The 25,756-nt window shown below is 41.7% G+C and carries 24 protein-coding genes and 1 riboswitch; of the genes, 3 read left to right on the top strand and 21 right to left on the bottom strand.

Going from position 1 to position 25,756, the window contains the following annotated elements; translation table 11 throughout:
* Window positions 1–658: 658 nt before the first annotated feature.
* From CUU66_RS18940 to CUU66_RS18920, 5 genes are all read right to left on the bottom strand, one after another.
* Entirely contained in the window at window positions 659–1,117 is a 459-nt protein-coding gene (locus CUU66_RS18940) for a YpbF family protein (protein WP_101644969.1), read from the bottom strand.
* Between the two features lie 416 nt (window positions 1,118–1,533).
* The gene (locus CUU66_RS18935; RefSeq protein WP_101644968.1) at window positions 1,534–2,205 is read right to left on the bottom strand and encodes a LysM peptidoglycan-binding domain-containing protein; all 672 of its coding nucleotides are present in this window, start codon (window positions 2,203–2,205) and stop codon (window positions 1,534–1,536) included.
* Window positions 2,206–2,388: 183 nt separating this feature from the next.
* A complete protein-coding gene (locus CUU66_RS18930; RefSeq protein WP_101644967.1) occupies window positions 2,389–2,979 on the bottom strand; it encodes a CPBP family intramembrane glutamic endopeptidase in 591 nt (196 codons plus the stop codon).
* Window positions 2,979–4,496 carry a RecQ family ATP-dependent DNA helicase gene (locus CUU66_RS18925; RefSeq protein WP_101644966.1) on the bottom strand — a complete coding sequence of 506 codons (1,518 nt, stop codon included), beginning with the start codon at window positions 4,494–4,496 and terminating at the stop codon, window positions 2,979–2,981. Before CUU66_RS18925 ends, CUU66_RS18930 begins: the two co-directional genes overlap by 1 nt.
* Window positions 4,493–5,554, bottom strand: a complete 1,062-nt coding sequence (locus CUU66_RS18920) for a helix-turn-helix domain-containing protein (RefSeq protein ID WP_101644965.1) — start codon at window positions 5,552–5,554, stop codon at window positions 4,493–4,495. The genes CUU66_RS18925 and CUU66_RS18920 overlap by 4 nt, the downstream gene beginning before the upstream one ends.
* Before the next feature lie 293 nt (window positions 5,555–5,847).
* Here CUU66_RS18920 and CUU66_RS18915 point away from each other — a divergent pair, with 293 nt between their 5' ends.
* The gene (locus tag CUU66_RS18915; RefSeq protein ID WP_101644964.1) at window positions 5,848–6,096 is read left to right on the top strand and encodes a ferredoxin; all 249 of its coding nucleotides are present in this window, start codon (window positions 5,848–5,850) and stop codon (window positions 6,094–6,096) included.
* A 47-nt stretch (window positions 6,097–6,143) separates the two neighbouring features.
* Here the strand turns inward: CUU66_RS18915 and CUU66_RS18910 are convergent, their stop codons facing one another.
* Together CUU66_RS18910 and CUU66_RS18905 are read right to left on the bottom strand one after the other, a co-directional pair.
* Entirely contained in the window at window positions 6,144–6,728 is a 585-nt protein-coding gene (locus tag CUU66_RS18910; protein ID WP_180955361.1) for an ECF transporter S component, read from the bottom strand.
* A gap of 151 nt (window positions 6,729–6,879) precedes the next feature.
* Window positions 6,880–7,016, bottom strand: a riboswitch (FMN riboswitch).
* Window positions 7,017–7,101: 85 nt separating this feature from the next.
* Window positions 7,102–7,569, bottom strand: coding sequence for a GNAT family N-acetyltransferase (locus CUU66_RS18905; protein ID WP_308302519.1), 468 nt, complete (start codon window positions 7,567–7,569; stop codon window positions 7,102–7,104).
* 236 nt (window positions 7,570–7,805) lie between these two features.
* Between CUU66_RS18905 and serA the strand changes: the two genes are divergently transcribed.
* Window positions 7,806–9,380, top strand: a complete 1,575-nt coding sequence (serA, locus tag CUU66_RS18900) for a phosphoglycerate dehydrogenase (RefSeq protein WP_101644963.1) — start codon at window positions 7,806–7,808, stop codon at window positions 9,378–9,380.
* Between the two features lie 207 nt (window positions 9,381–9,587).
* On the opposite strand, the gene CUU66_RS18895 is transcribed toward serA, so the two are convergent.
* The 13 genes from CUU66_RS18895 to CUU66_RS18835 form a co-directional block, all read right to left on the bottom strand.
* The gene (locus CUU66_RS18895; RefSeq protein WP_101644962.1) at window positions 9,588–10,409 is read right to left on the bottom strand and encodes a histidinol-phosphatase; all 822 of its coding nucleotides are present in this window, start codon (window positions 10,407–10,409) and stop codon (window positions 9,588–9,590) included.
* A 92-nt stretch (window positions 10,410–10,501) separates the two neighbouring features.
* Window positions 10,502–11,188, bottom strand: a complete 687-nt coding sequence (locus CUU66_RS18890) for a peptidoglycan DD-metalloendopeptidase family protein (protein WP_101644961.1) — start codon at window positions 11,186–11,188, stop codon at window positions 10,502–10,504.
* 173 nt (window positions 11,189–11,361) lie between these two features.
* Window positions 11,362–12,645 carry a GerMN domain-containing protein gene (locus CUU66_RS18885; RefSeq protein ID WP_101644960.1) on the bottom strand — a complete coding sequence of 428 codons (1,284 nt, stop codon included), beginning with the start codon at window positions 12,643–12,645 and terminating at the stop codon, window positions 11,362–11,364.
* Window positions 12,632–13,171 (bottom strand): RNA polymerase sigma factor SigX, encoded by a 540-nt coding sequence (gene sigX / locus CUU66_RS18880; protein WP_101644959.1) that lies wholly within the window; start codon window positions 13,169–13,171, stop codon window positions 12,632–12,634. Before sigX ends, CUU66_RS18885 begins: the two co-directional genes overlap by 14 nt.
* Window positions 13,172–14,771: 1,600 nt before the next feature.
* Window positions 14,772–16,553 carry an ATP-binding protein gene (locus tag CUU66_RS18875; protein WP_101644958.1) on the bottom strand — a complete coding sequence of 594 codons (1,782 nt, stop codon included), beginning with the start codon at window positions 16,551–16,553 and terminating at the stop codon, window positions 14,772–14,774.
* A complete protein-coding gene (locus CUU66_RS18870) occupies window positions 16,550–17,266 on the bottom strand; it encodes a response regulator transcription factor (protein ID WP_101644957.1) in 717 nt (238 codons plus the stop codon). The genes CUU66_RS18875 and CUU66_RS18870 overlap by 4 nt, the downstream gene beginning before the upstream one ends.
* A gap of 264 nt (window positions 17,267–17,530) precedes the next feature.
* Window positions 17,531–18,709: a c-type cytochrome biogenesis protein CcsB gene (ccsB, locus tag CUU66_RS18865; protein ID WP_101644956.1), complete on the bottom strand. Its 1,179-nt coding sequence runs from the start codon at window positions 18,707–18,709 to the stop codon at window positions 17,531–17,533.
* A gap of 16 nt (window positions 18,710–18,725) precedes the next feature.
* The gene (gene resB / locus CUU66_RS18860; protein ID WP_101644955.1) at window positions 18,726–20,342 is read right to left on the bottom strand and encodes a cytochrome c biogenesis protein ResB; all 1,617 of its coding nucleotides are present in this window, start codon (window positions 20,340–20,342) and stop codon (window positions 18,726–18,728) included.
* Between the two features lie 16 nt (window positions 20,343–20,358).
* Window positions 20,359–20,886, bottom strand: coding sequence for a thiol-disulfide oxidoreductase ResA (gene resA / locus CUU66_RS18855; protein ID WP_101644954.1), 528 nt, complete (start codon window positions 20,884–20,886; stop codon window positions 20,359–20,361).
* A 94-nt stretch (window positions 20,887–20,980) separates the two neighbouring features.
* The gene (locus CUU66_RS18850; protein ID WP_101644953.1) at window positions 20,981–21,712 is read right to left on the bottom strand and encodes a pseudouridine synthase; all 732 of its coding nucleotides are present in this window, start codon (window positions 21,710–21,712) and stop codon (window positions 20,981–20,983) included.
* Between the two features lie 351 nt (window positions 21,713–22,063).
* On the bottom strand, window positions 22,064–22,597 hold the full coding sequence (locus CUU66_RS18845) for a spore maturation protein (protein ID WP_101644952.1): 534 nt from the start codon (window positions 22,595–22,597) through the stop codon (window positions 22,064–22,066).
* Window positions 22,598–22,599: 2 nt separating this feature from the next.
* Window positions 22,600–23,193: a nucleoside recognition domain-containing protein gene (locus tag CUU66_RS18840; RefSeq protein ID WP_101644951.1), complete on the bottom strand. Its 594-nt coding sequence runs from the start codon at window positions 23,191–23,193 to the stop codon at window positions 22,600–22,602.
* Window positions 23,186–24,337, bottom strand: coding sequence for a D-alanyl-D-alanine carboxypeptidase family protein (locus CUU66_RS18835; RefSeq protein WP_101644950.1), 1,152 nt, complete (start codon window positions 24,335–24,337; stop codon window positions 23,186–23,188). Before CUU66_RS18835 ends, CUU66_RS18840 begins: the two co-directional genes overlap by 8 nt.
* Window positions 24,338–24,583: 246 nt before the next feature.
* On the opposite strand from CUU66_RS18835, the gene CUU66_RS25045 reads away from it, so the two are divergent.
* Complete coding sequence (locus CUU66_RS25045; RefSeq protein ID WP_257968065.1) at window positions 24,584–24,715, top strand: hypothetical protein; 132 nt, start codon at window positions 24,584–24,586, stop codon at window positions 24,713–24,715.
* 395 nt (window positions 24,716–25,110) lie between these two features.
* Here the strand turns inward: CUU66_RS25045 and CUU66_RS24375 are convergent, their stop codons facing one another.
* On the bottom strand, window positions 25,111–25,269 hold the full coding sequence (locus tag CUU66_RS24375; RefSeq protein ID WP_180955353.1) for a hypothetical protein: 159 nt from the start codon (window positions 25,267–25,269) through the stop codon (window positions 25,111–25,113).
* Between the last annotated feature and the right edge of the window lie 487 nt (window positions 25,270–25,756).

Genomic DNA, 25,756 nt, shown 5'->3' with positions numbered 1-25,756 from the left:
TCTCATTACTTATATTCCACAAGAATGCAGCTTTACCTTTTTAAACCAGGCTCTTTTTCAAAGGCTCTTTTCTAAAAGATTGTTGTTTTTATAAGTTTGTGAACCTGCCTAATTGTTAAACAGGGTTGATTGGAACGTAAGGTGCGAGACTCCTGCGGGAGCTGCGGGTTTTGTCCAGCTCCGGACTGACACCTTCGGTCATAAGCCAATCGCCATTGAAAGGCAAAATCGGCCTTTCACTGCCGCTCGTCTTATGCCGTTCAGGTGTCTGCTTTTCTTTTAGTGTTTTGCCTCTAATTAAAAAAGATCATCATTCAGCTTTTGATGGATATTTTCTTGAAAAGCACCGTCCTCCGCTCTTCGATCAGGTGAGACCCCACAGGCGAAGCCGAGGAGGCTCAGCGCCCGCCCCGCGGAAAGCGAGCATCCTGTAGTGGAAATCAACCCCCTTGTTCAATAACAACAGAGTTTGCGAAAACAGCCTTTTCAAAAAAACTTTACTGCTTTAAATCACTAACTCTTTTTAACGTGACTGTGTTCATTTCCGCTGCAGGCAGCCGCTTTTCCCGAAAGGTAAATCTACCGCCTGCACCGAAATCTCCATATTGTAATTCAAGACTAAACTTTAACAAAGCTGCATGAATCTTCGTGCCTGCGGCTACTTATTTTCATGGTAAAGATTAATATCAAAATTCTTTTTCATCATTTCATACACGGTATGGCGTCCTTTCCATGACTGTTCAGGTTTCCATAAGTCCTTGCTTTTGTCGATAATCTCACATCTTAGTGCGTGAAACTCTTTCTCAGCTTTATCAACCTTTTTCTTCAGAACGATCATATAACCGTATAATCCGATGGTTACGGCCAAATAGAAGAAGTTTAATGAGCTGTTTACAAAAGCAGAAAACATCGCAAAAAAGGAATAGGAATAAGGCTTGGCAATAAACCAATATACATAGAGTAAAAACATAAGGCTGATCATCATACATGCACAAAGTGTCAGGATATGATTGTATTTATATCGTTGAAATTTTTGTTTTCTTTTTACAACTGCCTGAAGCATCTGTTTTGTAGCAAGATCGGTTTTTTCATCAAGCATAACGATTGCCGGTTCCATTATAAACAGCTCCTTATCTCAAATTCTCCTTATAGAATTTTATGAGCATGTCTCTCGAACTATTACTAGAAGACAATTATCAGGGTCTGTGTACATAGATGTTGCATCACCATTTCCAGCTCCCAGTTTTTGTGTAAATGGAATATGAATAAAAACATCCTCTTCCATTTCGGATGAGGATGTTTTTCTACTTTATTTTTTGGCTCTTTTCGCAAAGTTTGTCGCTTTTAATATAATTGTTGATTTCCATTACAGGATGCTCGCTTTCCGCGGGGCGTGCGGTGAGCCTCCTCGGCGTACCGCCTGTGGGGTCTCACCTGTCCCGCTGCTCCCGCAGGAGTCTCGCACCTTCCACTACAATCAACCTGATTAATCAATAAATGGTATCAAAAAACAACAATCCTTTAGAAAACAGCCTATTTTTTCAAAGGTATTTTAAGCTTCTGCCCTGCCGAAATTTCATTTCCTGTCAGCCCATTCCACTCACGGATCAAGGCAATCCCATCTTGGGACTTGTAATATTGCATAGAAATTCTGAAGACTGTTTCTTTCGGTTTTACCGTATGGTAAATTATGCGGTACTCATCACTTTCATTATTGGCTGTTTCCTCCGCCTGGGCTTGTGATGGTGATTCCGTTTCACTAGGTGCTAAAGGAGTCTCTGTTTCTGCCGGCTCCGCAGACGCTGCTGCTTCTATAGTAGGAACCTGCTCCACTTTTTCCGGTTTTGCAGGTGTCTCTTCTACCTCTGTCTGGCTTGAGGAGGACACATCTTTTTCAGGCTCCACTTTAGGTGCACTTCCGCTTAATTTCTCATCTTTGTACACTTCTACTGTTTCAAAACCGTTCTCGTCTGAATCAGCGCTGGAGGCCTGACTTCCAAAATATTGATAACCACTATAAATGAGTACTGGAAGCAAAATAAATACTAACGATAACAATTTCAAAAGAGGAAATTTAATCTTCCTCTTTTTTTTGGTTCTTTTCTTCCTATGCAATTCCGCCCTGGAAAGTACTGGATTGGCTGCATGCTTCAACGGCATACTCACTGATTCTGTATGTTCATAGGACCTTGTCCTGCTCTCCATTTTTCATTCCTCTTTTCATCATCATGCGATGTATAACTGCAGCGCCTAGACCTCAAGGTCACAAGAAGTTCAGTCCCTCAGAAGAAAGCCGCTTCGCAGCCTGCTCGTCTTGTGCCTGTCTGCCCTTAAGTTAGACTAAGCAAGCCTTCTTTAACGGGTCTGAACATGGCGGCTTCAAAGTTGTTACAAACTGCTTTGGTAAAGATGCCTGTACCTAATGATAAGACCCAGAAGGAAATCTATAATGAAATGCATCATTATACTTACCATTAAATTCCCAGTTGAACTGTAAATAAAACCGATAAAAAAGCTTAATACAACCATATTTACTAATAGATACCACTTAAATAAGTACCGGTAGTGCACCATGGCAAAAATTATACTTGCCCAGGCCAGTCCGGTATGAGTCTGGATGACTCCTCTAAACAAAAGCTCCTCGCAAAAGGCTATCACGAGCGGAACCAGGATTAACATGGGTATAGAAAGACATTTAAATACCCTTTCATTAATGCCGCCATCATCGTATAAGTGTTTTGGTATTACTTTCATGAGGAATATATCCAGAGCGACGACGAGAAGACCTGCAGGGAGACCAATCGTCCAAATTCGTTTATCATCCAATATAAACAGACTCTTAAATTCTGCCCAATCCTCAAAGAGAAAGATTCCTAACAGAAAGGATAGAACCACTAGAATGAATTGAGTAAGCAGCAAGTGGAAAACTAATTCTTTATCCGTAAGCGTCTTGATTATTTCCGCCTGTTTATTTTTCATCACTCATTCCTTCCGGGAATCAGCATATCTATCAGTTCTTCTTTCCAATCAAAAACCAGTCTGGATTCATCTACATTATCGGGCATATCCGTTTGGTAATAGGCTCCAATATTCATTCCGCAATTATCACAGCATTGTTCTGGTTTTTGCAGGATATCCTGCTGGAAATAACGAGTTATTAATGTTCTTCTGCAAGTATCTGTATGGACCCAGTTCAATAGGCTGCGAAGCTTTTGTATTTTAGCTTCCTTCCTTTTTTCAACAAACCCTATCATGTCAGCTTGGACAGTATTAAAATCATCCATATCGTTTACAGATTGCAGCAAATGCTGAGTAATTCTTAGCTGAATTTCATTTAACGAAAAGAACCCCGCTAGGTCTTCATGAAGCATAATCTGTGACAGCTCTTCGCTGCTACTGGGATTTTTGCTTCTCAAATAGCTCATAATGCCTCTAATCTGGTTGCCTGAAGGCAGCTCATTTTCGATAAAGTTAAGCTGCAGCCCCTCGTCTCCCTCTAAATAAAGCAAAATGGCTGCACTATCTTTACCATCCCTGCCGGCACGGCCTATTTCCTGAACATACGACTCCATTTGCATCGGCATTTGGAAGTGTATAACGTACCGTACATTTTCTTTATTAATTCCCATCCCAAAAGCACTGGTAGCGCATATCAAGTCAAGTTCGCCTTTAATAAATTGCTGTTGAATCAGAATCCTTTGTTCCTGTTCTAATCCTCCATGATAAAATGCTGTACGGCCCGTTCCATTCCTTTGGAGCAAGGACGCTGCTGTTTCAGCTGTTTTTTTGCTTGAAAAATAAACAATTCCGGGACCCTGCAGATCTTTTACCAGGGTCAGGAGCCTTTCCTGCTTTTCTTCGTAACTTGAACATTTTTCCACTCTCAACGCGATGTTGCTTCTGTCGACTGAAGAGAGTATTTCCGTAAATCCATCTTCTCCCAATTCACGGATAATATCACTTCTCACAGCAGGGGTTGCTGTGGCAGTCAGGGCAAGTGTTAAAGGATAGCCAAGCTCTTTTCTAACAGGGCCGAGATTTAAATAATCCGGCCGGAAGTCATATCCCCATTGTGATATGCAATGTGCCTCATCGACGACAAAAAGCCCTATGTCAAGCTTCTTCAAGCCTTCCAACAGCTGTTTTGAGTTTAGCATTTCCGGGGAAACAAATATGAAGCGATAGGTGTGCAGATGATTCAACGCATACCGTTTTTCTTCAAAGGACAGAAAGGAGTTAAAGGAAACTACTCTTTTCTCTCCTCTGACTCTTATTTGTTCTGCCTGATCCTGCATTAGTGAAAGCAGAGGCGATACAACCACTGCCGGTTTATTCATTATATATACAGGGAGCTGATAGCATAGCGATTTTCCAGTCCCTGTCGGAAGCATGCTTAATGTATGTTTTCCGTCCATAATCTGCATAATGGTTTCTTTTTGGCCAGGCCGAAAATTCGTATATCCAAAATATTTTTCAAGATAACCTTCCAAATTCATATCTTTTCTCCGTATCTAGCCAGCACAAGCCGGATTTGAAAATAACTTGCACTGCCGGTTAGATGTTCTTTAATCTCTTTCAATTTACGTGTTTGGTTTGAGATGGCGACTGACGCAATTTCCTTTTCTAATTCACTATTTAAGTATGGAGATGTATCAAAGCGGGCATCTGTGAGCGCTAATTCCACAATATGATCTTCAATAGTACTGACTTTTAGGTTCCTTATCCGCGCGACCGCTTCCTTGTCCATACCGTTCAAAATATACTGATAGGTCGTGTGTGTGGATTGGGTTAACGGTTTTTCTGCAAGATCCGATCCTTCAAGCAGAATGGAAAGATGCGGATGTACGTTCTTTTCCCAATTAATCCTGCTGACCATAAAATGAAGAACACTCACAAATAAAAAATATACATACGTTTCATCCAGATCAAGCATCCGGGCGATTTGATCATACGTATGCCCCGTTCTCATACTGCTGCTGAGGCGCAATACAAAAATCTCACGTTCGCGGGTACTGAGCTGCTCTAGCAGAGGCAGTATTTCACTCAATATCGCCGCTGATAACTCCTGCCTGTCCAATTTTTGTGCACTTATATATTGCTTGATCCATTTTTGAACACTTATATCTTTCTGGATTGGATAAAATCCCTTCTTTTTCCTAACTAAATGCGAAAGAGTTTGGATAAGCAGAGAAAGTCTTCTCCAAAAAACATCCGCGGTATTTTGGATAGCCCACCCATTCAAGTGAACAGGAATTGGGAATTTTTTTAAATAATCATCCAACTCACTCATGCCAGTTCCTGTTACTGCATAATTATTATTAGGCAGCTTTTGGATAAAGCCTCTATCCGTAAACTTTTGAATGAAAGAGTCCAGCTCTTCTCTGCTGATAACCGGATAAATCCCAAAAAACCTGCTTATGCCGAACAGATGGCTGTCCTGGATCGTCTGGGAAGATTTTTTCCCTTTTAGTAAATGGTATGTTCCCGAAACGGACCTTTCACCTTTTACCTTTTGGAGACATGTTAAAATAAGGGCTTCTAAAAAACTGTCCACCTTCGTTCACCCGTTTCTTAAAAACAAAATTAACTTATAGCTCCTTTAATTTTAACAAATACTAAGCGAAACATGGATTATTTTCTGCAGAAAAGTCATGAAATTGTCATATCATGTCTTCTTTTTTGAAAAAATGATCGAACTGGGAAATCCTGATAGGATATGGTCTTGACAATTGCATTTCTCCTTGAAAAGTTGTATAAACAGTTTTACAATGAAATTTAGTAACCATGTTTTCTTTGGTATATTAAAGGGAAACACAGTACATAGTATTAATTTGGGAGGGTATATTAATGGCAAAATACACAATCGTTGATAAAGAAACATGTATTGCGTGCGGTGCTTGCGGAGCAGCAGCTCCAGATATTTATGATTATGATGATGAAGGCATTGCATTTGTAACACTTGATGATAATGAAGGAATTGTTGAGATTCCTGATGTGCTTCTTGATGATATGATGGACGCTTTCGAAGGCTGTCCAACAGATTCCATAAAAGTCGCAGACGAACCATTTGATGGTAACCCAGTTAAATTTGAATAGTAAATATATATAAAACCCCGCCGGCGCTGCCGCGGGGTTCTTTTTATCTATACATTTTTATATAAAATCTGTTTCTCAAGCCACGAATTTAATCGTACGAATAACAGCATGAAAACAACTGTCATGAGAACCCCTTTTATAAGGTTGAAAGGAAAAATGAATGAAACGACCATTTGTTTAGTTTGTGCAGAAGACATTGCCTCTGCTCCCAGGAAAATGGTATAAGCCGGAAGAAAGACAAAATAATTTAAAACACTCATGATAAGGCTCATAATGATCGTGCCCGCCAATAATCCTGCTGCCATCCCTTTTTTATTGCTGATCTTTTTATAAATATAATAAGCTGGCAAAACAAACAATATTCCGGCTGCGAAGTTAGCAATCTGCCCTACCGGTACACCTGTTACAGCACCGGTCATCATGTAATCAAGCCCATTCTTTATCAATTCCACCATAATTCCTGCAGCCGGCCCAAAAATTACGGCCGCAAGGAGTGCCGGGATATCACTAAAGTCCACAAGCAAAAAGCTCAGGAACCCTGGAAATGGAAAATTCATGAGCATTAAAATGTACGAAATGCTGCTGAACATACCAATCCCCACTAATGTTTTAACCTTTTGATGCTTCACCATGATCTTCTCTCCTTCTTTTTGTCTATCGTGAACAAAAGAGGAAAGGTTCTTACTGAATGCCATAAAAAAACCCCCCAGCTGAAAACTGAAGGGAGTGTTGGCAAATTCAAATAAACGTTCTAAAAATCTTTTTTAGAGAACGTCTCAGAACCTCCATCTTCTCCCATCCAGACTTTACTGTCGGCTTTGGATTCTCACCAAATCCTGCCCAAACTGCAGGCTCGCGGGCTTAGAATCATTTGACTCATCACCGCCGGTCGGGAATTACACCCTGCCCCGAAGATAGACTATTTAATTTTATAACATCATTATTATATATGAAAAACCTCTTACTGTGAAGATATTAGCTTACAACACGATCTATAAATCATTCTCATAACTTCCGTTCAAACATGATCATATCCACTGCCTGTATCCCGTTTTCAAATATCCTTTCCCCATATTGCAAGAAAAAATCTTTAACAATCCTGGATATGCGAAATCCAGCTTTTTGATAAAATGCGATATTGCCAATGCTGGAGTTTGCTGTCCCCACTTCCATTTTTAGATAGCCTTCTTTTCTATAATGCTGTATGAAGAATCTCATTATTTCTTTTCCAATCCCTTTCCCTCTGCTTTCAGGCAGCAGAGCAATGTTCTTCAGTTCCACTGTTTCGTCCTGAAACACGAAAAGGATAGCACCCGCAAGCTTGCCTTGAATGCGGATAGAGAACATTTCTCCTTCAAGCAGATATCCATTCACAATGTTTTCATCTTCATCAGCAAGCAGCAGATACTTTGCATAATCTGTTCTCTCATGCAGACCAAGTTTTTTAAATATTATATCTCCCTGTCCCATCATTTTTCCCTCCGCCTCCTGCATGGTTTTCTTCAGCACTTCATCAAATCGAAATTTTTTTTTACATTTTTAAATCATTCATTGAAATACCTTATTTTAAAAGTTTTTTGTGACCAATTATATAAAAAATACAAAAGTTTTAAGCGCTTACACCGTCCTTGTCAAATTGACAGTTGTATTTTAGTCGGATAGAATAGACTGAAAATTCATTACAATAAATAGATTGGCTGGTGATTATTTTGTTTCGAGTGTTAGTAGCAGATGCAATTAAACCAGAGGGGCTTGGCCCATTACTGGACGCTCCCAATATAGAACTTCTCCAAAAAACGGTGTCAGAAGCAGGCGATGAACTTAAAAGTATCGACGCACTGTTGGTGCGGAGCGAAACAAAGGTAACCGATGAGCTTCTTAACGCCATGCCCAATATAAAGATTGTAGCACGCGCTGGAGTAGGGATCGACAATATCGACGTTCATTCAGCTACCAAGCATGGGGTGGTAGTGGTCAATGCCCCTGATGGCAATACCATATCCACTGCCGAGCACACGTTTGCGATGATGGCATCGCTTGCCAGAAATATTCCGCAGGCTCATTCTTCTCTTAAGCAGAAGGAATGGAAAAGAACTCAATTCATCGGTACTGAGCTATACGGCAAAAATCTTGGGATCATCGGGATGGGCCGTATTGGCGGCGAAATTGCCAAACGGGCAAAAGCATTTGGCATGGATGTTTATGTGTATGACCCTTTTTTCTCTGCCGAAAGAGCAAAACAGTTGAATGTCAAAGCGGTACCTCTAGAAGAGCTGATGAAATCCGCAGATTTTATTACGGTACATACTCCCCTGACACCGGAGACAAAAGGATTAATCAATGAAACGAACATTAAAAAATGTAAAAAGGGAGTGTACCTGCTCAACTGTGCAAGGGGTGGAATTATCGATGAAGATGCCCTGTACCAGGCTATTTTAGAAAAACATGTAGCCGGTGCTGCTCTCGATGTTTTTACAGAAGAACCTCCTTTTGGAAATAAGCTCTTAGAACTCGATGAAATTATTATTACGCCGCATCTTGGCGCATCCACAAAGGAAGCTCAATTGAATGTGGCCACACAGGTTGCCCAGGAAGTACTTCAATATTTAAATGGGAACCCTGTCTCAAATTCAATCAATCTCCCTGCCATCTCTAAGGAGGTATTCAACAAGATTCAGCCTTATTATCTATTAGTGAAACAAATGGGAAATTTGTCTTCTCAGCTGACCAAGCGGGCTGTACTTGAACTGTCAGTTACTTATGCCGGCATTCCGGATGACTTTGACAAAAACCTTCTAACCAAGGCGCTCGTTTCAGGTTTCTTTAAACGAATGGTGGATTCACCGGTTAATGAGGTAAATGCTCTTCTTGTAGCAAAAGAAAGAGGAGTCACCATCGGGGAAAAGGTTTCAGAAAATACATATGGCTATGCAAACGCAATCAGCTTGACCGTAAAAGCGGAAAATCGCATTTTTGAAATCAGAGGCGCGTATATTGATCAGTACGGACCTAGAATCCTAAGTTTGAATGGATTTAATATTGACTTTCAGCCTGAAGGAAACTTACTCTACATTCAGCATACAGACAAGCCAGGGGTTATCGGACGCGTCGGTAAAGTATTGGGAGACCATGATGTAAATATCGCAACGATGCAGGTAGGCCGGAAAGAGGCGGGCGGAGAGGCCATCATGATCTTAACCTTCGACAAACCGCTGACTGAAGGCATCATCACTACATTAGAAAGCTCAGAGGATATTTCATTTTTACATCATATTATTTTATAGTGCCATGCTGCGAATATTTATCCGCATGGAATGATATAAATGATCTATTCACTTTGTTACTATTCCCTTCTGGGAGATTCCAGGGGAAGCCGATGGAGCACCTCCCCAGGCGAAATCCATCCAATGAACCGCTAAAAAGGAAACAACAAGCCAATATTACAGAAAAAAACGGGATATGAAGCTTAATGCTTTATATCCCGTTTTTTATTATTTCCCTTTCCCCATAGGCACTGATTTTCTTTCTCCCTTTGAAAAAGTCATTAAGCTTGTATATCCTGCTGCGGCTGCTAATTTTTCTGCTTGATCGAAATCTGCCCCAACATGCTCCGGAAAATGAGCGTCTGATGAAAATACAATCGGGATCCCTTTGCGGAAGCACATTTCCAAAAGCCTTTCATCCGGATACAGCTTGCCAACTGGCTTTCTGAGGCCGGCTGTGCTTATTTCAACACAGGTCTTAGAGTTCTTTAGTGCTTCTGTAGCCCGGTCATACTGTTCGAGCAGAAATTCCTCATCTGAAGGTACATAGTTAAAAATCTTAACGAGATCGATATGACCGATAATATCAAACAAATTACTTTCTGCCAGAGTGACGACTTGATCAAAATATGCTTTGTATATGATATTGACGTCTCTTTTGTCCCACTCGTGCATATATTCTTTTAAGTCGATTCCAAAGTTCCCAATCCAGTGGATCGAACCTATTATGTAATCGAAATCATAAGCTTGGATGAACCTTTTCATTTCTTCATGTTTCCCTGGAGTATAATCCATTTCAATGGACATTTTTACATCAATACTCGAACTCCAGGCCTGATGAAATAATTGAACATAGTCATCCATTTTATAATATCTTCTTGGATTCACCCAATCATTCTGCAATATATCAGCCGTTTCATTAAAATGATAAGCATGTTCAGAAATCCCAAAGTGATCAATCCCGCTGCTTGCTGCACGATCTGTAAATTTTTTCAGGTAATCGAGCGTTAATGTTCCAGTTTCTAAATGATTATGATAATCCGTAAGCATATCTTGTCCCCCTTTGTATCTCTTAATTATACGGGGGGAATATTAAATTTCCAGCTATAACACTCGGATTATTTATAATTATTAGAATCTTTTTATCGCGCAACCTTGAGTACCTGCCCTGCATGGATCAGATCACTGGCGAGTCCATTTAACTGTTTAAGCTCCTCCACACTCATATTGGCCCGCTTGGCGATTCTCCAGAGCGTTTCTCCAGCTTGTACAACGTATGAATCCATTGATCCCTCCGTAGCTTCTTTCGGCTGGGCTGCCGCTGGGGTATGGCTGTTTTCAAGAGCTGCTAAAGGGTCAAGCGCAAACGCCTTATTGACTGTCCATTTTTGCTCATGAATCTCAAAATGAAGATGAACACCAGAAGACTGACCGGTTGTCCCCATTCTGCCTATTAACTGGCCTTTTTGTACAAAGTCTCCTTCTTTCACCAGCATCCTATTCAAATGCGCGTATACTGTTTCATATCGCCCTTCATGGTTAATAAATATCACATTCCCGTATGTAGCAGAGGTATAAGCTTTACTGACCGTGCCGCTTCCTGCAGCCGTAATTTCGGTATTTAAGGGAGCCGCAATATCGATCCCTTTATGAGCTCCCCCTCTAGTTCCGAAATAGTCAGATATGACACCCTTTGCCGGCCATATGAACTCTGATGGCAGCTCCTTTTTGAGTTCAGCTGCCTGAGAATATGTCCCCCCAATAAACAGCAGGCTGATACATAGCGCAACCAGCAGGGCAATCAGAACGCGTTTACCGTAATCTTGCATAGCTTCCTCCTTAAAAATAAACATATCCATACAATTTATGTGGTATGTCCGGTTTTAGAACACGAGAACAGCCTAATTTTTCCACACACATTTCATTAGCATAAACGTAAAATCTGAGTAATATTCATAGTAAAAACAAAAAACCTGACTGGAGAATCCAATCAGGTTCTTGGCTATTGAATTTTATTAGGGGCTGCAGGCATTTCTAGATCTTTCGTTAAATCATATGGGCCAATGCTTGATAGCCCGGGATTTTCAAATAAAACGGCAGATAAACCAAAGTCTTTCGCTGTAAGCAGAATCGCCTCGATTGCTAAAAGGCTGCTCTCATCATCCTTGAGAGGTGTCTCTTTTGATAAGGTTATCGTCAGCCTGCCGCTTTGTTCGGCTACTTTGTCTATTTTCATATCACCTGGAATAGAAGGACTGGCGGAATTTACAGGCTGGAAATTCTGCATTTCCTTTATAGCTTCCTCGATTGTCTGACCAGCTGCATTAATGTTTGGTACTAAGAATTTCGGCTTAGATTCTTCTGCCTGGTATATGAGATAGGAGCGTTTAGGTGTCTGCTCGATGGTCATTTCGGGAACCATACCTGATTCAGGCAGCTCAACCCCAGGTTTTCCTTCAGTAGAAAACGTAATTTTATGGAAGCCCTGATATCTAAAAGTATCCTCTAATGCCGTTTTCAGGCCGAACTCATACAGATTATTCAAATCATTTTTATCTGTAAAGTCTATGTTTATAGTCCCTTCTTCTTTCCCCAGTGCAATGCTAAGATTTAAAGGATAAAAATCCATAAGGCCAAGGTCTTCCTCGTTAATCGTATTCATCTTATCTAATAGTTCATTCAGCAATTCCTGCTTTTCTACTTTTTCCGTCTCAAACGTAATCGGGACAATGTACTGAATCTGCTTATCAGGCACAGCCAGCGTGATATAGGATTGTTTGCCCGTATCAGAAGAAAATGCCAGACTGCTGCTTAATGATGCTGCTTTTGATACACCATCATCTTTCTTTTCCGGGACAGTTTCAGATGATTCCTCTGTTGTTCCTTCTTTGTCAGCAGGTTTTTGTTCCTCAGAAGCCTCTTCTGTTTCACCGGAATTATTTTCTGTGGTGCTGTTTTGATCCTGTTTATCCGAATCGTCTATGGTTTCCTGTTCGGCTCCTTCAGATGTGTCTAATTTCTTGACTTCACCTGCGAGCTCCTGGCTGCTTGATCTTTTTTCATCAGCGGAATGATCCGGGAGAATATAGGAGGAGGCTAATATCGAGAATAGAATAATCGCGGCTATACTTGCAGCTGCAGGCATCCACCTGATTGTCTTTTTACGTTTAATAGAAGATCTGGTTATATTTCGGAAGATCTCTTCCTTGTCACGGTTGTCTGTAATCTTTGGAAGCATTTTAAACGCTTCTTGGATTTCATGATCTGATATCTCATATCTTTTCAATTCTCACCCCTCCTTTCTCCGACTGTTCGTTGATAATCTTCTTTAAATTTTTCAGGGCTCGGTGCTGTGTGGTCTTCACCTTACTCTCAGTCCATCCCAGTACGGAAGCCGTTTCCGTAATCGATAAATCCTGTATGTACCTGAGGATAATAACCGTCTTCTGATCTACTGTACAATGATCCAAACTTTCATATACAAAACGGAGTTCTTCCTTCTCCATGAGGAATTCCTCTGGTAGAGGCTGTTCATCCTTTATTTCGTTCTTACTCCAATCAAAGTTTTCAAGCAATCTCTGCTTCCAGCTCTTTTGCTTCCTAAAGTGATCGATAGCAGTATTCCTCGCGATTGAATAGAGCCATGTCTTCTCACTGCTCTTCCCCTCGAACTGTTCAAAAGATTTATAAACCCTGATATAAACCTCCTGCACAAGGTCCTCTGCTGTTTCGCGGTTGTTTACCATATAGAATAAAAACTGAAATAAATCCTGGTGGTGATTCTCATATATTCTTTGGAAAACGGAGTCCACTTTTCCCCACCTCCGTTATTAGATTAGTCGGAAATAACTTATAAAAAGTTACATTATAACTATATTATTTTTATGTAAAAAAAGGAAGGTGATTTTGGATCTCTGCAGTTTAAATATAATTGCGGGAAATTGGTTGGGAAGGGAATAAACCTGTTCGTAAACAAATGGACCTGTACTATCGCAGGGTATAGAAATTCATGCTGGTGCGGATGATTTCTGCGTAAAACAACAGGTTCCTCCTCAGATACGCCAAAAATTTTATCATAAGCGCCCTATCAGAGGAATATTAACTTTGAAAAACTGAAAACAGCAGTTTTTTAAGAAGTTTTTACCAAATTAAATTTAATTTTAATAAAATGTGAAGTTCTATGCTTATCTTTGGAAGGTTTATGCTTATCTTTTGCAGATTTATGATTATCTTTTTGTGTTTTATGCTTAAGTATTCAAAGTTTATGATTATCTCAGGACATTCAATGCTTATGTTTTCTGCCTTATGATTACCATCAAGTGTTTATGCTTATTTTCTGAGGTATATGCTTATCCTGCTGCCAAAAATGCCTTTGCGTGTTTGTAAGGTACCTTCTACATTCTTCCTTTAGTAAGATTTCCGGTGAAAGGCACCGCTTTCCGCTTTTCGTGTTGTCCAGCTCCGAACTGCCATCCTCGAGTCATAAGTCAAACAGTCCATAGGAAGAAGGTCGCTTCCCACGGACTGCTCGCCTTATGCTTGTCGGATGGCTGCCTTTCTACAGCATTTGTGTGTTTCTGAAAGGTACCTTTTACATTCTGCTCTTTAGCAATTATTTAGCGAAAGGCACCGTTCTGCTCTTTTCGTTTTTGTCCAGCTCCAAGCTGAGACCCTCGAGTCATAAGCCAAGCATCCCTCGGGGAGAACCCCACTCCCCAAGGGCTCCCTTATGCTTCGCTTTCGCATAAGGGCAACTAAGCTTCTGTCCTCGCTGTTGCTCGCCAATCAGCAAGTCTTCTTTATCGGGTCTCTGCCTTTCTATATAGATTCGTTGTATTAAAAAGATGCCTTCAACATTCTGCCCTTAAGAATTTTGAGGTGAAAGGCACCGCTTTCCGCTTTTCGGTGTTGTCCAGCTCCGAACTGCCATCCTCGAGTCATAAGTCAAACAGTCCATGGGAAGAAGGTCGCTTCCCACGGACTGCTCGCCTTATGCTTGGCTTTCGCATAAGGGCGACTATGCTTCTGTCTTCGCTATTGCTCGCCAATCAGCAAGTCTTCTTTATCGGATGGCTGCCTTTCTACAGCATTTGTGTGTTTCTGTAAGGTACCTTCTACATTCTGCTCTTTAGCAATTATTTAGCGAAAGGCACCGTTCTGCGCTTTTCGTTGTTGTCCAGCTCCAAGCTGAGACCCTCGAGTCATAAGCCAAGCATCCCTCGGGGAGAACCCCACTCCCCAAGGGCTCCTCGTCTTATGCTTGTCGGGTCTCTGCCTTTCTATATTGATTGGTTGTCTTAAAAAGAAGCCTTCAACATTCTGCCCTTAAAAAATTTTGAGGTGAAAGGCACCGCTTTCCGCTTTTCGGTGTTCCACGGGTAACAAGATTTATCGGCAGGGTTCCTGTGTTTTTTAACTTATTTCTTGCATTTTTCGTGGGATATTGATGTAAAATGTCGTTCCTTTGCCGAGTTCGCTGGTGACGGTAATATTTCCGTCGTGGGACCGGATGATGTTTTGGGCAATGGCAAGTCCCAGTCCTGTGCCTGACCGGCCTCTGGTACGGGCTTTGTCGGCTTTATAGAAGCGTTCGAATACGAATGGGAGGTCTTCCTTTGGAATGCCCGAGCCGGAATCCTGGACCTTTATGAGAAGTCCTTTGTTCGCATTGCTGCTTTGGACGATTTTCACAGAACCGCCTTCAGGTGTATGCCTGATGGCATTGTCTATCAGGTTCGTTAAAACTTGTTCTATTTTATCCGGATCAAAGGAATACTCTGATTCGGTTTCTGTAATGTCTACAGTTATCGAAATGTTTTTTTCCTTTGCGAGTCCCTGGAACTTATGGGCGACCCGTTTCAGATAGGATGAAATATGGACCTTTTCATAATTCAGGGATATGTGGCCTGCTTCCATCCGTGCGAGGTCGAGAAGGTCGTTAACCAGGCGGCCCATTCGTAATGATTCTTCATAAATCACCTGAGCCATCTCTTTCTTGTCTTCTTCTGTTCCAATATCATCGATGATTGCCTCACTGTAGCCCTGCAGCATGGCAATCGGTGTTCTGAGTTCATGGGAGACGTTCGCAATGAAATCTTTCCGCAGCTTCTCTAAGCTGCGTTCTTCTGTCATATCTCTCAAGACTGCAACTGCTCCGCGGATCGACTTATTATTATAGAGAGGACTGACAATCAGCACCCAGTAATGATTTTGAAGCGCTATTTCACCTACCTGTTCGCTTTCAAATTCCTCAGACTGCTCAAAAAGATTCATCAGGACTGAAGGTACCGCTTCATGGCTTCCCTGTATAAATCCTTTTTCTTTGTACCAGTATTGAAGAAAGCGCTCCGCCGGAGGATTGGAGGTCAAAATGGTCCCGTCTCGATTAAATGTGATCACTCCATCTGCCATACTGCTTAGTATACTGGCAAGACTTTCCTTTTCCTGGCTCAGGGCATTCAGGTTAAACTTGAGCTGTTTCCCCATTTGGTTAAAAGCCGTTGCCAGTTCTCCGATTTCATCATGAGTCAGGATTGGCACTTTGGTATCAAATTTGCCCCGTGCTACTTCGAAGGCAGCTTCCCTCATTTTCCTGAGCGGAGCGGTAATCCGGGTCGAGAGGAAGAAGGCAAATATGGTAGTCAATATGGCCGCTACACCAGCAGCCAGCCAGATAAACTTGGTAGTGGAACGTACAGTAGCTTCCATTGCCTCCAAGGATTGAAATAAAAATACTGCCCCTTTTTCTCCGTTCAGTGTGACGGGCACCCCTACAATAATGCCTGTCGATGATCGTCCATCTGTACTTGCCGGAAGCTCCATCTGCTGATTAATGCGCTTTTGGTCTTTTATCACATTCGACAGCTGTGGATTGTTTCTTATGAAAGAAATCATGGCTGATGGCCGGCTGATGTTCTCGGAGGCAAAATCGTGAGTCTTATCCTCAATGACAATTACTTTTGTTGCTTTACCCATCAGCTCGGATGAAATTTTTAATGCTGTGTCCATATCTTCATGCTGATGGAGGATTGTCACAATCCTGCTCGCAGTCGCCGAAAGCTGCTGTTCTATCTCATTTTTATGATAATTTTGAAAGAACTCCAACAGTAATACAGTGAGAATGAACAATACGAAGGACACTAAAAGTAATATGGTCACCCACAGCTTTCCTACTACACTTCTCCAAAGTATCATTCATTTACTACCTCGAATTTATAGCCTACTCCCCATACCGTTACAATCATTTTCGCGGCATTTTCTGAAACCTTGTTCAATTTTTCCCGCAGTCTTTTCACATGGGTATCCACTGTCCTTAAGTCTCCAAAAAACTCGTAATGCCATACTTCCTTCAGTAATTGCTCACGGTCAAATACTTTATCAGGAGATTTGGCCAGAAAATAAAGGAGTTCATACTCTTTAGGTGTCAGAGTCACTTCCATGTTATCAGCGGTTACACGGTGGGCGTCATTATCAATCGTTAAGTGGCGAAAAACGATAATATCCTTAGTGGACGTTTCCGTTTGAATGAAGCTTGTGCTTGAAGCTCTTCTAAGCAGTGCTTTCACCCTCAGCACCACTTCACGGGGACTGAATGGCTTCACGATATAATCGTCTGTTCCCGCTTCAAACCCTTGTACGCGGTTCATTTCTTCTCCCTTGGCAGTCAGCATGATAATCGGGGTTGACTTTTTCTCCCTCAGCTCTCTGCACACTTCAACCCCGTCTTTGCCAGGCATCATGATATCCAGCAAGATGAGGTCATAATCTTTTTCAATAGCCATATCTAACGCAGTTATGCCATCGGCAGCTTCTTCAATAAGGTATCCTTCTCTTTCCAGATACATTTTAAGCAAGCGCCGTATTCTTTCTTCATCATCTACAACAAGGATTCGGTATTCCTTTTCCACTTTAAAGCCCCCTATTTAAATGCTCCTTCACCTGAAAAAGCAAGATTATGTATTATGAGAGTCCTGCTAAGTGCTGTTTCTTTTATTATAGTAGAAAAACGGTCTGTTTGCGATAGCGGTACTCCTTGAAGCTATAACACATCTCCCAATAGATTTTTAATTATATCTTCTACCCCTTATTATTGCTTCTTACATTTCACAAAAATGGGCTGCTGTTCAAAAAATCCCTATATAAAAAACCCCGTATTTCAACGGGGTTGTCTGTTATGCATAAGAGTGCAGGCCGGCGATAATTAGGTTTACGGCAACCAGATTAAACATGATAATAACAAACCCTATCACAGCAAGCCAGGCTGATTTTTCTCCGTGCCAGCCTTTAGAAAGCCGCAAATGCAGAAAAGCGGCGTAAAAAAGAAAAGTTACTAAGGCCCAAACTTCTTTAGGATCCCAGCCCCAGAATCTAGTCCAGGCCATCTGAGCCCATATCATAGCAAAAATCAAGGCGCCAAGAGTAAAAATGGGAAATCCGATTAAAACAGAACGGTAGCCAATTTCATCAACCAGATTCAGGTCGATTTTTCTTACAAGCGGTTGAAGTAAGGCAGCAACACGCTTTCTGAAAATCAAACGGATAAGAAGGTATAATATGATACCGGCTAATACGGACCAGATAAATGTATTGAGCTTCATCGCATTGATTAAAGCAGGTACCTCTGCCAGCGGCTGAAAGGAACCATCTGTTAGTGTTTCATACTGATGCGGGCCGATGAGAGCAGGCATATGATAAACGGCTTCCGCTTCCTGACCTCTCTTGTCAACCCAATTGAATTTTGATTCATAGTCCGAGAGGGAAAATGAGGTAGATACAAGAATGAAACCAAGGGTTGCAATCAGGCCGAATAAAGTTGCCTCAAGCCAGAAAGTCCGTTTACTGCTCTTCGTTTGATCTACAAACTTAATCAAATAGATCAATCCCGCCGCAAAGCTGATTGCTAAAATGGCTTCTCCTGCTGCAGCCGTTGTGACGTGAATATGCAGCCAGTCGCTTTGAAGAGCCGGGATTAGTGGAGTAATATCTCTTGGAAACATGCTTGCATATGCGATCACAAGTAATGCTACCGGGAGGGTAAAGACTCCTAGAACCGAAGTTTTATAGATAAAGTAAATGATAATGAAAGCGGCAACCAGCATCATTCCGAAGAACGTAGTGAATTCGAAAAGATTACTTACAGGAGCATGCCCGCCAGCTATCCATCTGGTGATAAAATACCCAACCTGTGAAGCGAATCCTATCAGCGTGATAACAATACCGATAAAAGACCATCTGTTCGTCTTTTTTTCTTCTTTATCTTTTCTAATCTTTATTGAACCTGCAAAGAAAAAGGTGGCGATTAAATATAAAATGAACGCAATGTATAAAAGATTACTGCTTAATTGAACCACTTTGCTGCCTCCCCCTTTAGGACTTCTCGTTAAGCTGATCGGCCGGTTCTGTCAGAGAAGTTCCCTCTAGAACAGAGCTGATTTCCCTTTTGAAGCCGAACCAGTTTTTATTCGTATGGGCAGCGATCCATACTTGTCCATTTTTCTTCTGAAGCCAGATTCGGCGGTGATTCCAGTATGCACCTTGAATGACGCCTATCATGAAAATGGCTCCTCCGATGGCTAGAAACCATAGAGTCATATCTTTTCTAATGGTAAGCCCCGATACGTTCTGAGTCTCAATGCCATCAAAAGCCAGCTTGTATTTATTGTTCCCCGTAGGTTCGATTGTCTGCTGGATGGCTACAAAGCTTGCTTCGCCTTTTGGCTTATCCGGCGTAATCATGTTAAAGACAAAAGCTGGATTGTTTGGAATTCTCGATTTAGTTATAGGCTCACTATTTTCATCAAACTCAAAATCAGGAAAATAGTTTAAAAGCTCAACTGAATAGCCTTTGCCTAAATCATATTTCTTTTTGGGGTCGTATAAATCGACAGTCAGCTTACCAAAGCTTTCCTGAGTCTTTTTATCGATCAATTTAAATTTCATTTCATGCATTTCATCCAGCTTGTAATCTGTCTGATAAAAGGCGAAATCTTCATATTTCATAGGTTTGTTTACTTGAATGCTGTGCGATTCGACTTTTTTCAGTTCGGGCTGTTCTCCTGGAAGCGTATTCCCCTTCTTTTCATACAGCACCGCATTTGTTTGAAAGTTCTTGATCACAGTAGGATTCTTTTTCAGTGCATCATTAAACACCTGATCGTCCTTTTGCTTATCATAGAGCTGGCGGATGAATTTTTCGTTTTTCACATAGTACTGTCCGCTGGTTCCGGGCACCTCGATGGTTTCTCCCTCACGCACCCATACCACTTCATCCACATACATGCCGGGTACAAAACGCAGCAGACCACCAAATAAGAAAATAATAAGACCTATATGATTTACGTATGGGCCCCACCTGGAGAAACGATTCTTCTCAGCAAGGATACTCCCATTTTCTTCTTTAACGGAATATCTTTTAGACCTAAGTTTTGTTCGAATGCCCTCAAAGTCTATGTCTCTATTAGTTTCTGTTATGCCAAATAAGCGCTGCCTCTTCAGAAAGCCTTCACGAGGAGCCGTCCTTTGATTCTTTAAAGCTTTATAGAGCGGAATTACACGGTCTAAGCTGCAGATAACGAGTGAGATTCCAATAGAGGCGATTAATATCAAATACCACCATGAACTGTAGAGGTTATGAAACCCAAGCTGATAATACAGCTTACCGAGAGACCCATATTCATCCTTATAGTAGTCAGCTGCCGGAATGTTTGGCGGGATGTACATTTCCTGAGGAAATATCGTTCCGAGAGCCGATGCAACCAGGGTAATGACGATGAGCCAGACACCTACTTTTACAGAAGAAAAAAAGCTCCAGATTTTATCTATGAATGTTTTGTTATAATGTTGCGACCGTCTTGGGCTTGCTTCATAGCGCATATCCAGGAGCTTACTGCTTTCGGCTTCTTCGCCAACCACTCTGCCGCATGCTTCACATAATGCTGTCCCCACCGGGTTTATGTGGCCGCATTCGCATTTAACTTCTTTCATTTGTAAAACTCCCTAGTCAAGGTTTAATTCTGTTCATGAATCCGCGTATTTCCGCTTCTGTCAGACTTCCGGTCATTTGATCGACTACTTTGCCCTCTTTATTAATCAAGAAGGTTACTGGAAGCGGGTCGACCTTATAGGCATTTTGCACTTCGCTTTTTTTGTCAATGAGCACAGGAAAATCAAGGGCATACTTATCCACAAATTGTTCAACTGAATAATTTGATTCGCCGACATTCACAGCAAGGATTTGAACACCCTTATCCTTAAATTCTTCGTATTGGCTGTCCATATAGGGCATTTCTTTTTCACAAGGTTTGCACCATGTTCCCCAGAAGTTCAAGACAACACCCTGCCCTTTATAATCTGAAAGCTTGTGTTTTGTACCATTCATATCAGTCAAAACAAAGTTAGGCGCTTCTGAATTCATTTCAACTTTGTCTTGATCTGCTTTAGTCAGGTTGGCATATAATGCATAAACCAAGGCTGCCGCGAGTACTAGTAAAATCACGGTCCTCATAACTAGCCGCTGTTTTTTTGCCATACCTTTCCCCCCTAGTTAAAGATTGCTCCCAAAAAATTATACCATTATCCTATAACGGCTTTTTATAATTATTTGAATTGTTTGTGACAACGTTTTACTTTTTGCCCGGACTCTGCGCAAGCGTTCTCAGCTGCTTTACTTCATGAGGAGTCAGTTCTCTCGAATCACCAGGCTGTAGGCCGCTGAGATCTAAAGAAGCATATCGTTCGCGTTTCAGCTTTATAACGGGATGCCCCACAGCTTCGAACATTCTGCGCACCTGGCGATTTTTACCTTCGTGAATAGTTATTTCTACGATGGTGGTATTTTTCTTTTTATCAGCAGATAGGACTTTCATCTTTGCAGGTGCAGTCATCCCATCCTCAAGTTTAATTCCTCGTTCAAGCTTCCGAACATTTTCTCTGAACAAGATCCCTTTAATCTTCGCTACATATACCTTTTCCACTTCATTTCTTGGGTGCATAAGGAGGTTGGCGAATTCTCCATCATTCGTCAACAGAAGCAGACCGGAAGTATCGTAGTCAAGTCTGCCGATTGGATAAATGCGTTCTTCCACTTCCGGGAAATAATCTGTTACGGTCTTCCTGCCTTTATCATCACTGACTGCAGAGATGACACCTCTTTCTTTATAGTGCAGAAAATAAACTGGGACTTCCTTCACCAGCGGAACTTCATTAACCTCGACATCGTCATTGGGGCCTACTTTTGTACCTAATTCTCTTACGATTTTTCCGTTGACCTTCACTTTCCCATCTAAAATTAACTGCTCGGCATGCCTTCTTGAAGCAACACCAGAATGAGCAATGACTTTTTGTAAACGCTCCATTAATAATTCACCCTTTACATCATACTTCGACAAAAATCTCTAAAACAAGCGATACACAATTATGACATATTTACCGAAAAAAACAAAGCGGATTCCCGGGACTTTATTCACCACCTGAACAAGTCATTGAATCCGCTTTGATTAGTTCTCTTTTTATAAGCTTTTCAGCCATGCCAGTTAATTGCAGCAATAAAATGAGGAGCATGCTGCCTCTCAACATAACATGCGGGCCTTCCGGGGCTCCAAAGGACGTTAAGACTGCGCGGCCTCCCTTGCAAGCAAGCGTTTCCCGCAGGATATTTCATGTGCCAATTCTAATCACAAAATGCCCGCATAAGCTATAGCCTTTTGTTAATATCCAAAAAAGTAGACCACGACAATAATGGCTGCCGTAATGCCGACTAAATCTGCAAGGAGCCCAACCTTCAAAGCGTCACCCATTCTTTTTATTCCGACCGCTCCGAAATAAACAGTCAATACATAAAAGGTCGTATCTGTACTGCCCTGAATGGTTGCAGCCAGCCTGCCGATGAAGGAATCGGGGCCATATACTGAGATAAGATCGCTTGTCATTCCCAGTGCTGCGTTTCCGGAAATCGGCCTGATGATGGCAAGCGGCAGGATTTCAGACGGGACCCCGATCATGTCAAACACCGGTTTCACCCAATTAACAAAAGCATCGAGTGCTCCTGAAGCGCGGAATATCGATATAGCCACCAGCATTCCGACAAGGAACGGAATGATCGAAAACGCCATGCCTATCCCTTCTTTGCCGCCCTCAACAAAGCTCTCATATGCTGGCACCTTTTTATAGGTTGCATAAAGCAGAATAAATCCAATTAAAACCGGAATCATCCACAAGGAGATTACATTAAGATACTGCATGCTTACTCCCTCCCTTTTCGCTTCCTTCGATAATAAAAGTATCTATCAATTAATATCCCGCCTATTGCAGAAATGAACGTAGCGATTAAAGTCGGAAAAACAATGTCTGTAGGGGAAGAAGCATGATAGTTCATCCGGATGGCTATCACAGTGGTAGGGATTAATGTAATACTTGAAGTATTGATAGCAAGAAATGTAATCATAGACCGGCTGGCCGACGTTTTATTGCCATTTAACTTTTTCAGCTGTTCCATAGCTTTGATCCCTAGCGGAGTAGCTGCATTACCCAGCCCAAACATATTGGCCATAATATTGGAAACAATATAGCCCATGGCAGGATGGCTGCTCGGTACTTCCGGGAAAAGCCTTTTCACTACTGGTTTGGTTATAAGCGAAACCTTTTCCAGCAGCTTTGAATCTTCTGCTACCTTCATGATTCCAAGCCAGAAGACCAGGATACTCATGAGACCGATACATAAAGTAACGGCTTCCTTCGCACTTTTAAAAACGGCTTCGTTCACCTGCTCCATGGTTCCGTTAAACATAGCATAAACGATGCCTATCAGCGTCATGCCTACCCAGATATAATTAACCATGCCGGATGCCTATCGCAGTCAGAAAGACATTTTTCCAGGTCTGAATCCACGATTCCTTTAGTTCTTCGTGATACTTCCCATAAAAAATATTGCGGCTCCCTATTTCTTCGCCATCTAGATAAAAGACCTTTTTACCGACAATGTCAGGGATATCTTTCCCACTTTCCCAGTCATCCTTCGGCTTTAATAATTTCAGCTTAGATGTAATTTGTGAGGATTCTTCTTCGGTAAGCGGATATTGGAAACCGTTTTTAGCATATATCTTTCCTTGATATACTTTATTTTTTATTTTTCCGATTCTGCCTTCAGCCAATAATTCAGTGAGCTGGTAATCAGAGAAAGCATGTTCATAAAGATTCTTATGGTCGTCCCAGTCGTCTCCATCATTTAATGTAACGGCGATCAGTTTCAACCCGTCTTTTTCCGCAGTGGTCACCAGTGTCCGTTTTGCCAGTTTGGTATAGCCTGTCTTTCCGCCCGTGCAGTACTTATACAGCTGGGTTAAAAGTCTGTTTTTATTTCTCCAGGTATAATCCCAATTTTCATTTGGATTCGGCGCCTTATGGACCTTGGTCCCGGTGATTTTCCTATACTCACTGAACTTCATGGCGTACCTAGTCAGCAGTGCCATATCATAGGCAGAAGAATAATGGTTCCGGGTATTATCCAGTCCATGTGGATTCGTAAAGTTCGAATCCTCCATTCCTAGTTCCTCCGCTTTTTTATTCATTAAATAAGCGAAGCCCTCCACACTTCCTCCCACATATTCAGCTATAGCAACCCCGGCATCATTGCCGGACCGCAGCATTAGTCCATATACCAGGTCCTCAAGTTTCATCTTCTGGCCTGGCTTTAAATACAATGAAGACCCTTCAGTACCAGCCGCAAAACTGCTTATAGTGACGTCTTTCTTCATTTTTCCGGATTCAATGGCCAGCAAGGCGGTCATAATCTTAGTGATGCTGGCTATCCGCCTTTTCTCATGAGGGTCTTTTTCAAAAAGGATCCTGCCGCTTTCCTGTTCCATTAACACGGCACTTTCCGCGCTGACGGACACACCGGCCCCTCTGGCTCCCGATGGAAAGGTTGAGGAGATAAGAACGAGTATAAAAGCAAAAATAACTGATTTATATAAAACACTCATGTTAACGACCGTCCCCTTTTACGTTTTGTACAAGTTTATGCTGAAGGACAAGGGTTATGACAATTACATAAGCGAACGCCGAAGGAGAATATCTATACGCGGACAACCTTTCAAAATGCAGGGATGGTATTCTTGATGCTGGGCTCCGCTCTTACACTGTGAAAGGGGAAGAGCCAGCCTATAAAAATTGATACAAAAAAAGGACAGCATGATTATGCTGACCGGCGATTTGAAAGAGGCGCTTAAATGACGGAAAAAAGAATGGTGATTTTCCAGCTCTATGCTGAACCTAAGTTAAAGCCTATAGGTCCCCTGGAAGAAAAACTGTCTGTTAATTATGCTTGTCGTGCTGGTATAAGCATAAACCACATGGAATAAGCATAAGCCCCAACGGGTAAGCATAAGCTCCTTAGGATAAGCATACATATCACCAGAATCAGCATAAAACCGCCAAACATAATCATAAAGTTGGAAAACTTAAGCATAAGTGTCAAAAAGGTAAGCATAAACTCCGAAAACTTAAGCATAAATCATTTCAGAAAAATAAAAAATCTTCTAATTGCTAATCAAACGATATAAAAATTTAAGGTAGCGGTGCTCTTTTCACCTGCCAAAATAAAAAAACAGTAAAAATCCGTAATTCTTCTTATAAAATAGCTGTTTTTCAAGAAAAACCTGCCTCGGGGAAAACAGTACTCCCCAAGGGCTCCTCGTCTTATGCTTAGCTAACGCATAAGTGCGACTACGCTTCTGGCTTCACTCACGTTCGCCAATCAGCAAGTCTTCTTTATCGGGTCTCTGCCTTCCATGAAGGTTACTTCATTAAAAAAATGTCTGCTCCATTGATCTCGCTCGTTATCAGTTCCCTTTAGGAAGGCACCGCTTCCCGCTTTTCGGCTTTGTCCAGCTCCAAGCTGAGACCCTCGAGACATAAGCCAAGCATCCCTCGGGGAGAACAGCACTCCCCAAGGGCTCCTCGTCTTATTCTTAGCTAACGCATAAGTGCGACTACGCTTCTGGCTTCACTCACGTTCGCCAATCAGCAAGTCTTCTTTATCGGGTTTCTGCCTTCCCAGTATTTTACTTCATCCTATATTTGTCTGTTTCATTGATCTTTGATTAATTTTCTTCGGGAAGGCACCGCTTTACGCTTTTCAAGTTTGTCCAGCTGCGAACTGACACCTTCGGTCATAAGCCCATCGCCATCAAAAGGCAAAAGCGGCCTTTCGCTGCCGCTCGTCTTATGCCTTTCAGGTGTCTGCTTTTCATTTAATGTTATTGTATTTGGTTAGTTTAGGATCATCATGGTTCTTACTATTAAAGACTATATGAAAAGCACCGTTCTCCGCTTTTCGGGTTTGTCCAGCTCCAAGCTGAGACCCTCGAGACATAAGCCAATCAGTCTATGAGAAGGAAAAC

The sequence above is a fragment of the Peribacillus deserti genome, assembly GCF_002863585.1.
In the GTDB taxonomy this organism is placed as follows: Bacteria; Bacillota; Bacilli; order Bacillales; family DSM-1321; genus Paraperibacillus; species Paraperibacillus deserti_A.
The sequence above is the reverse complement of the archived record's forward strand: the minus strand, read 5'-3'. Positions and strand labels throughout refer to the sequence as shown.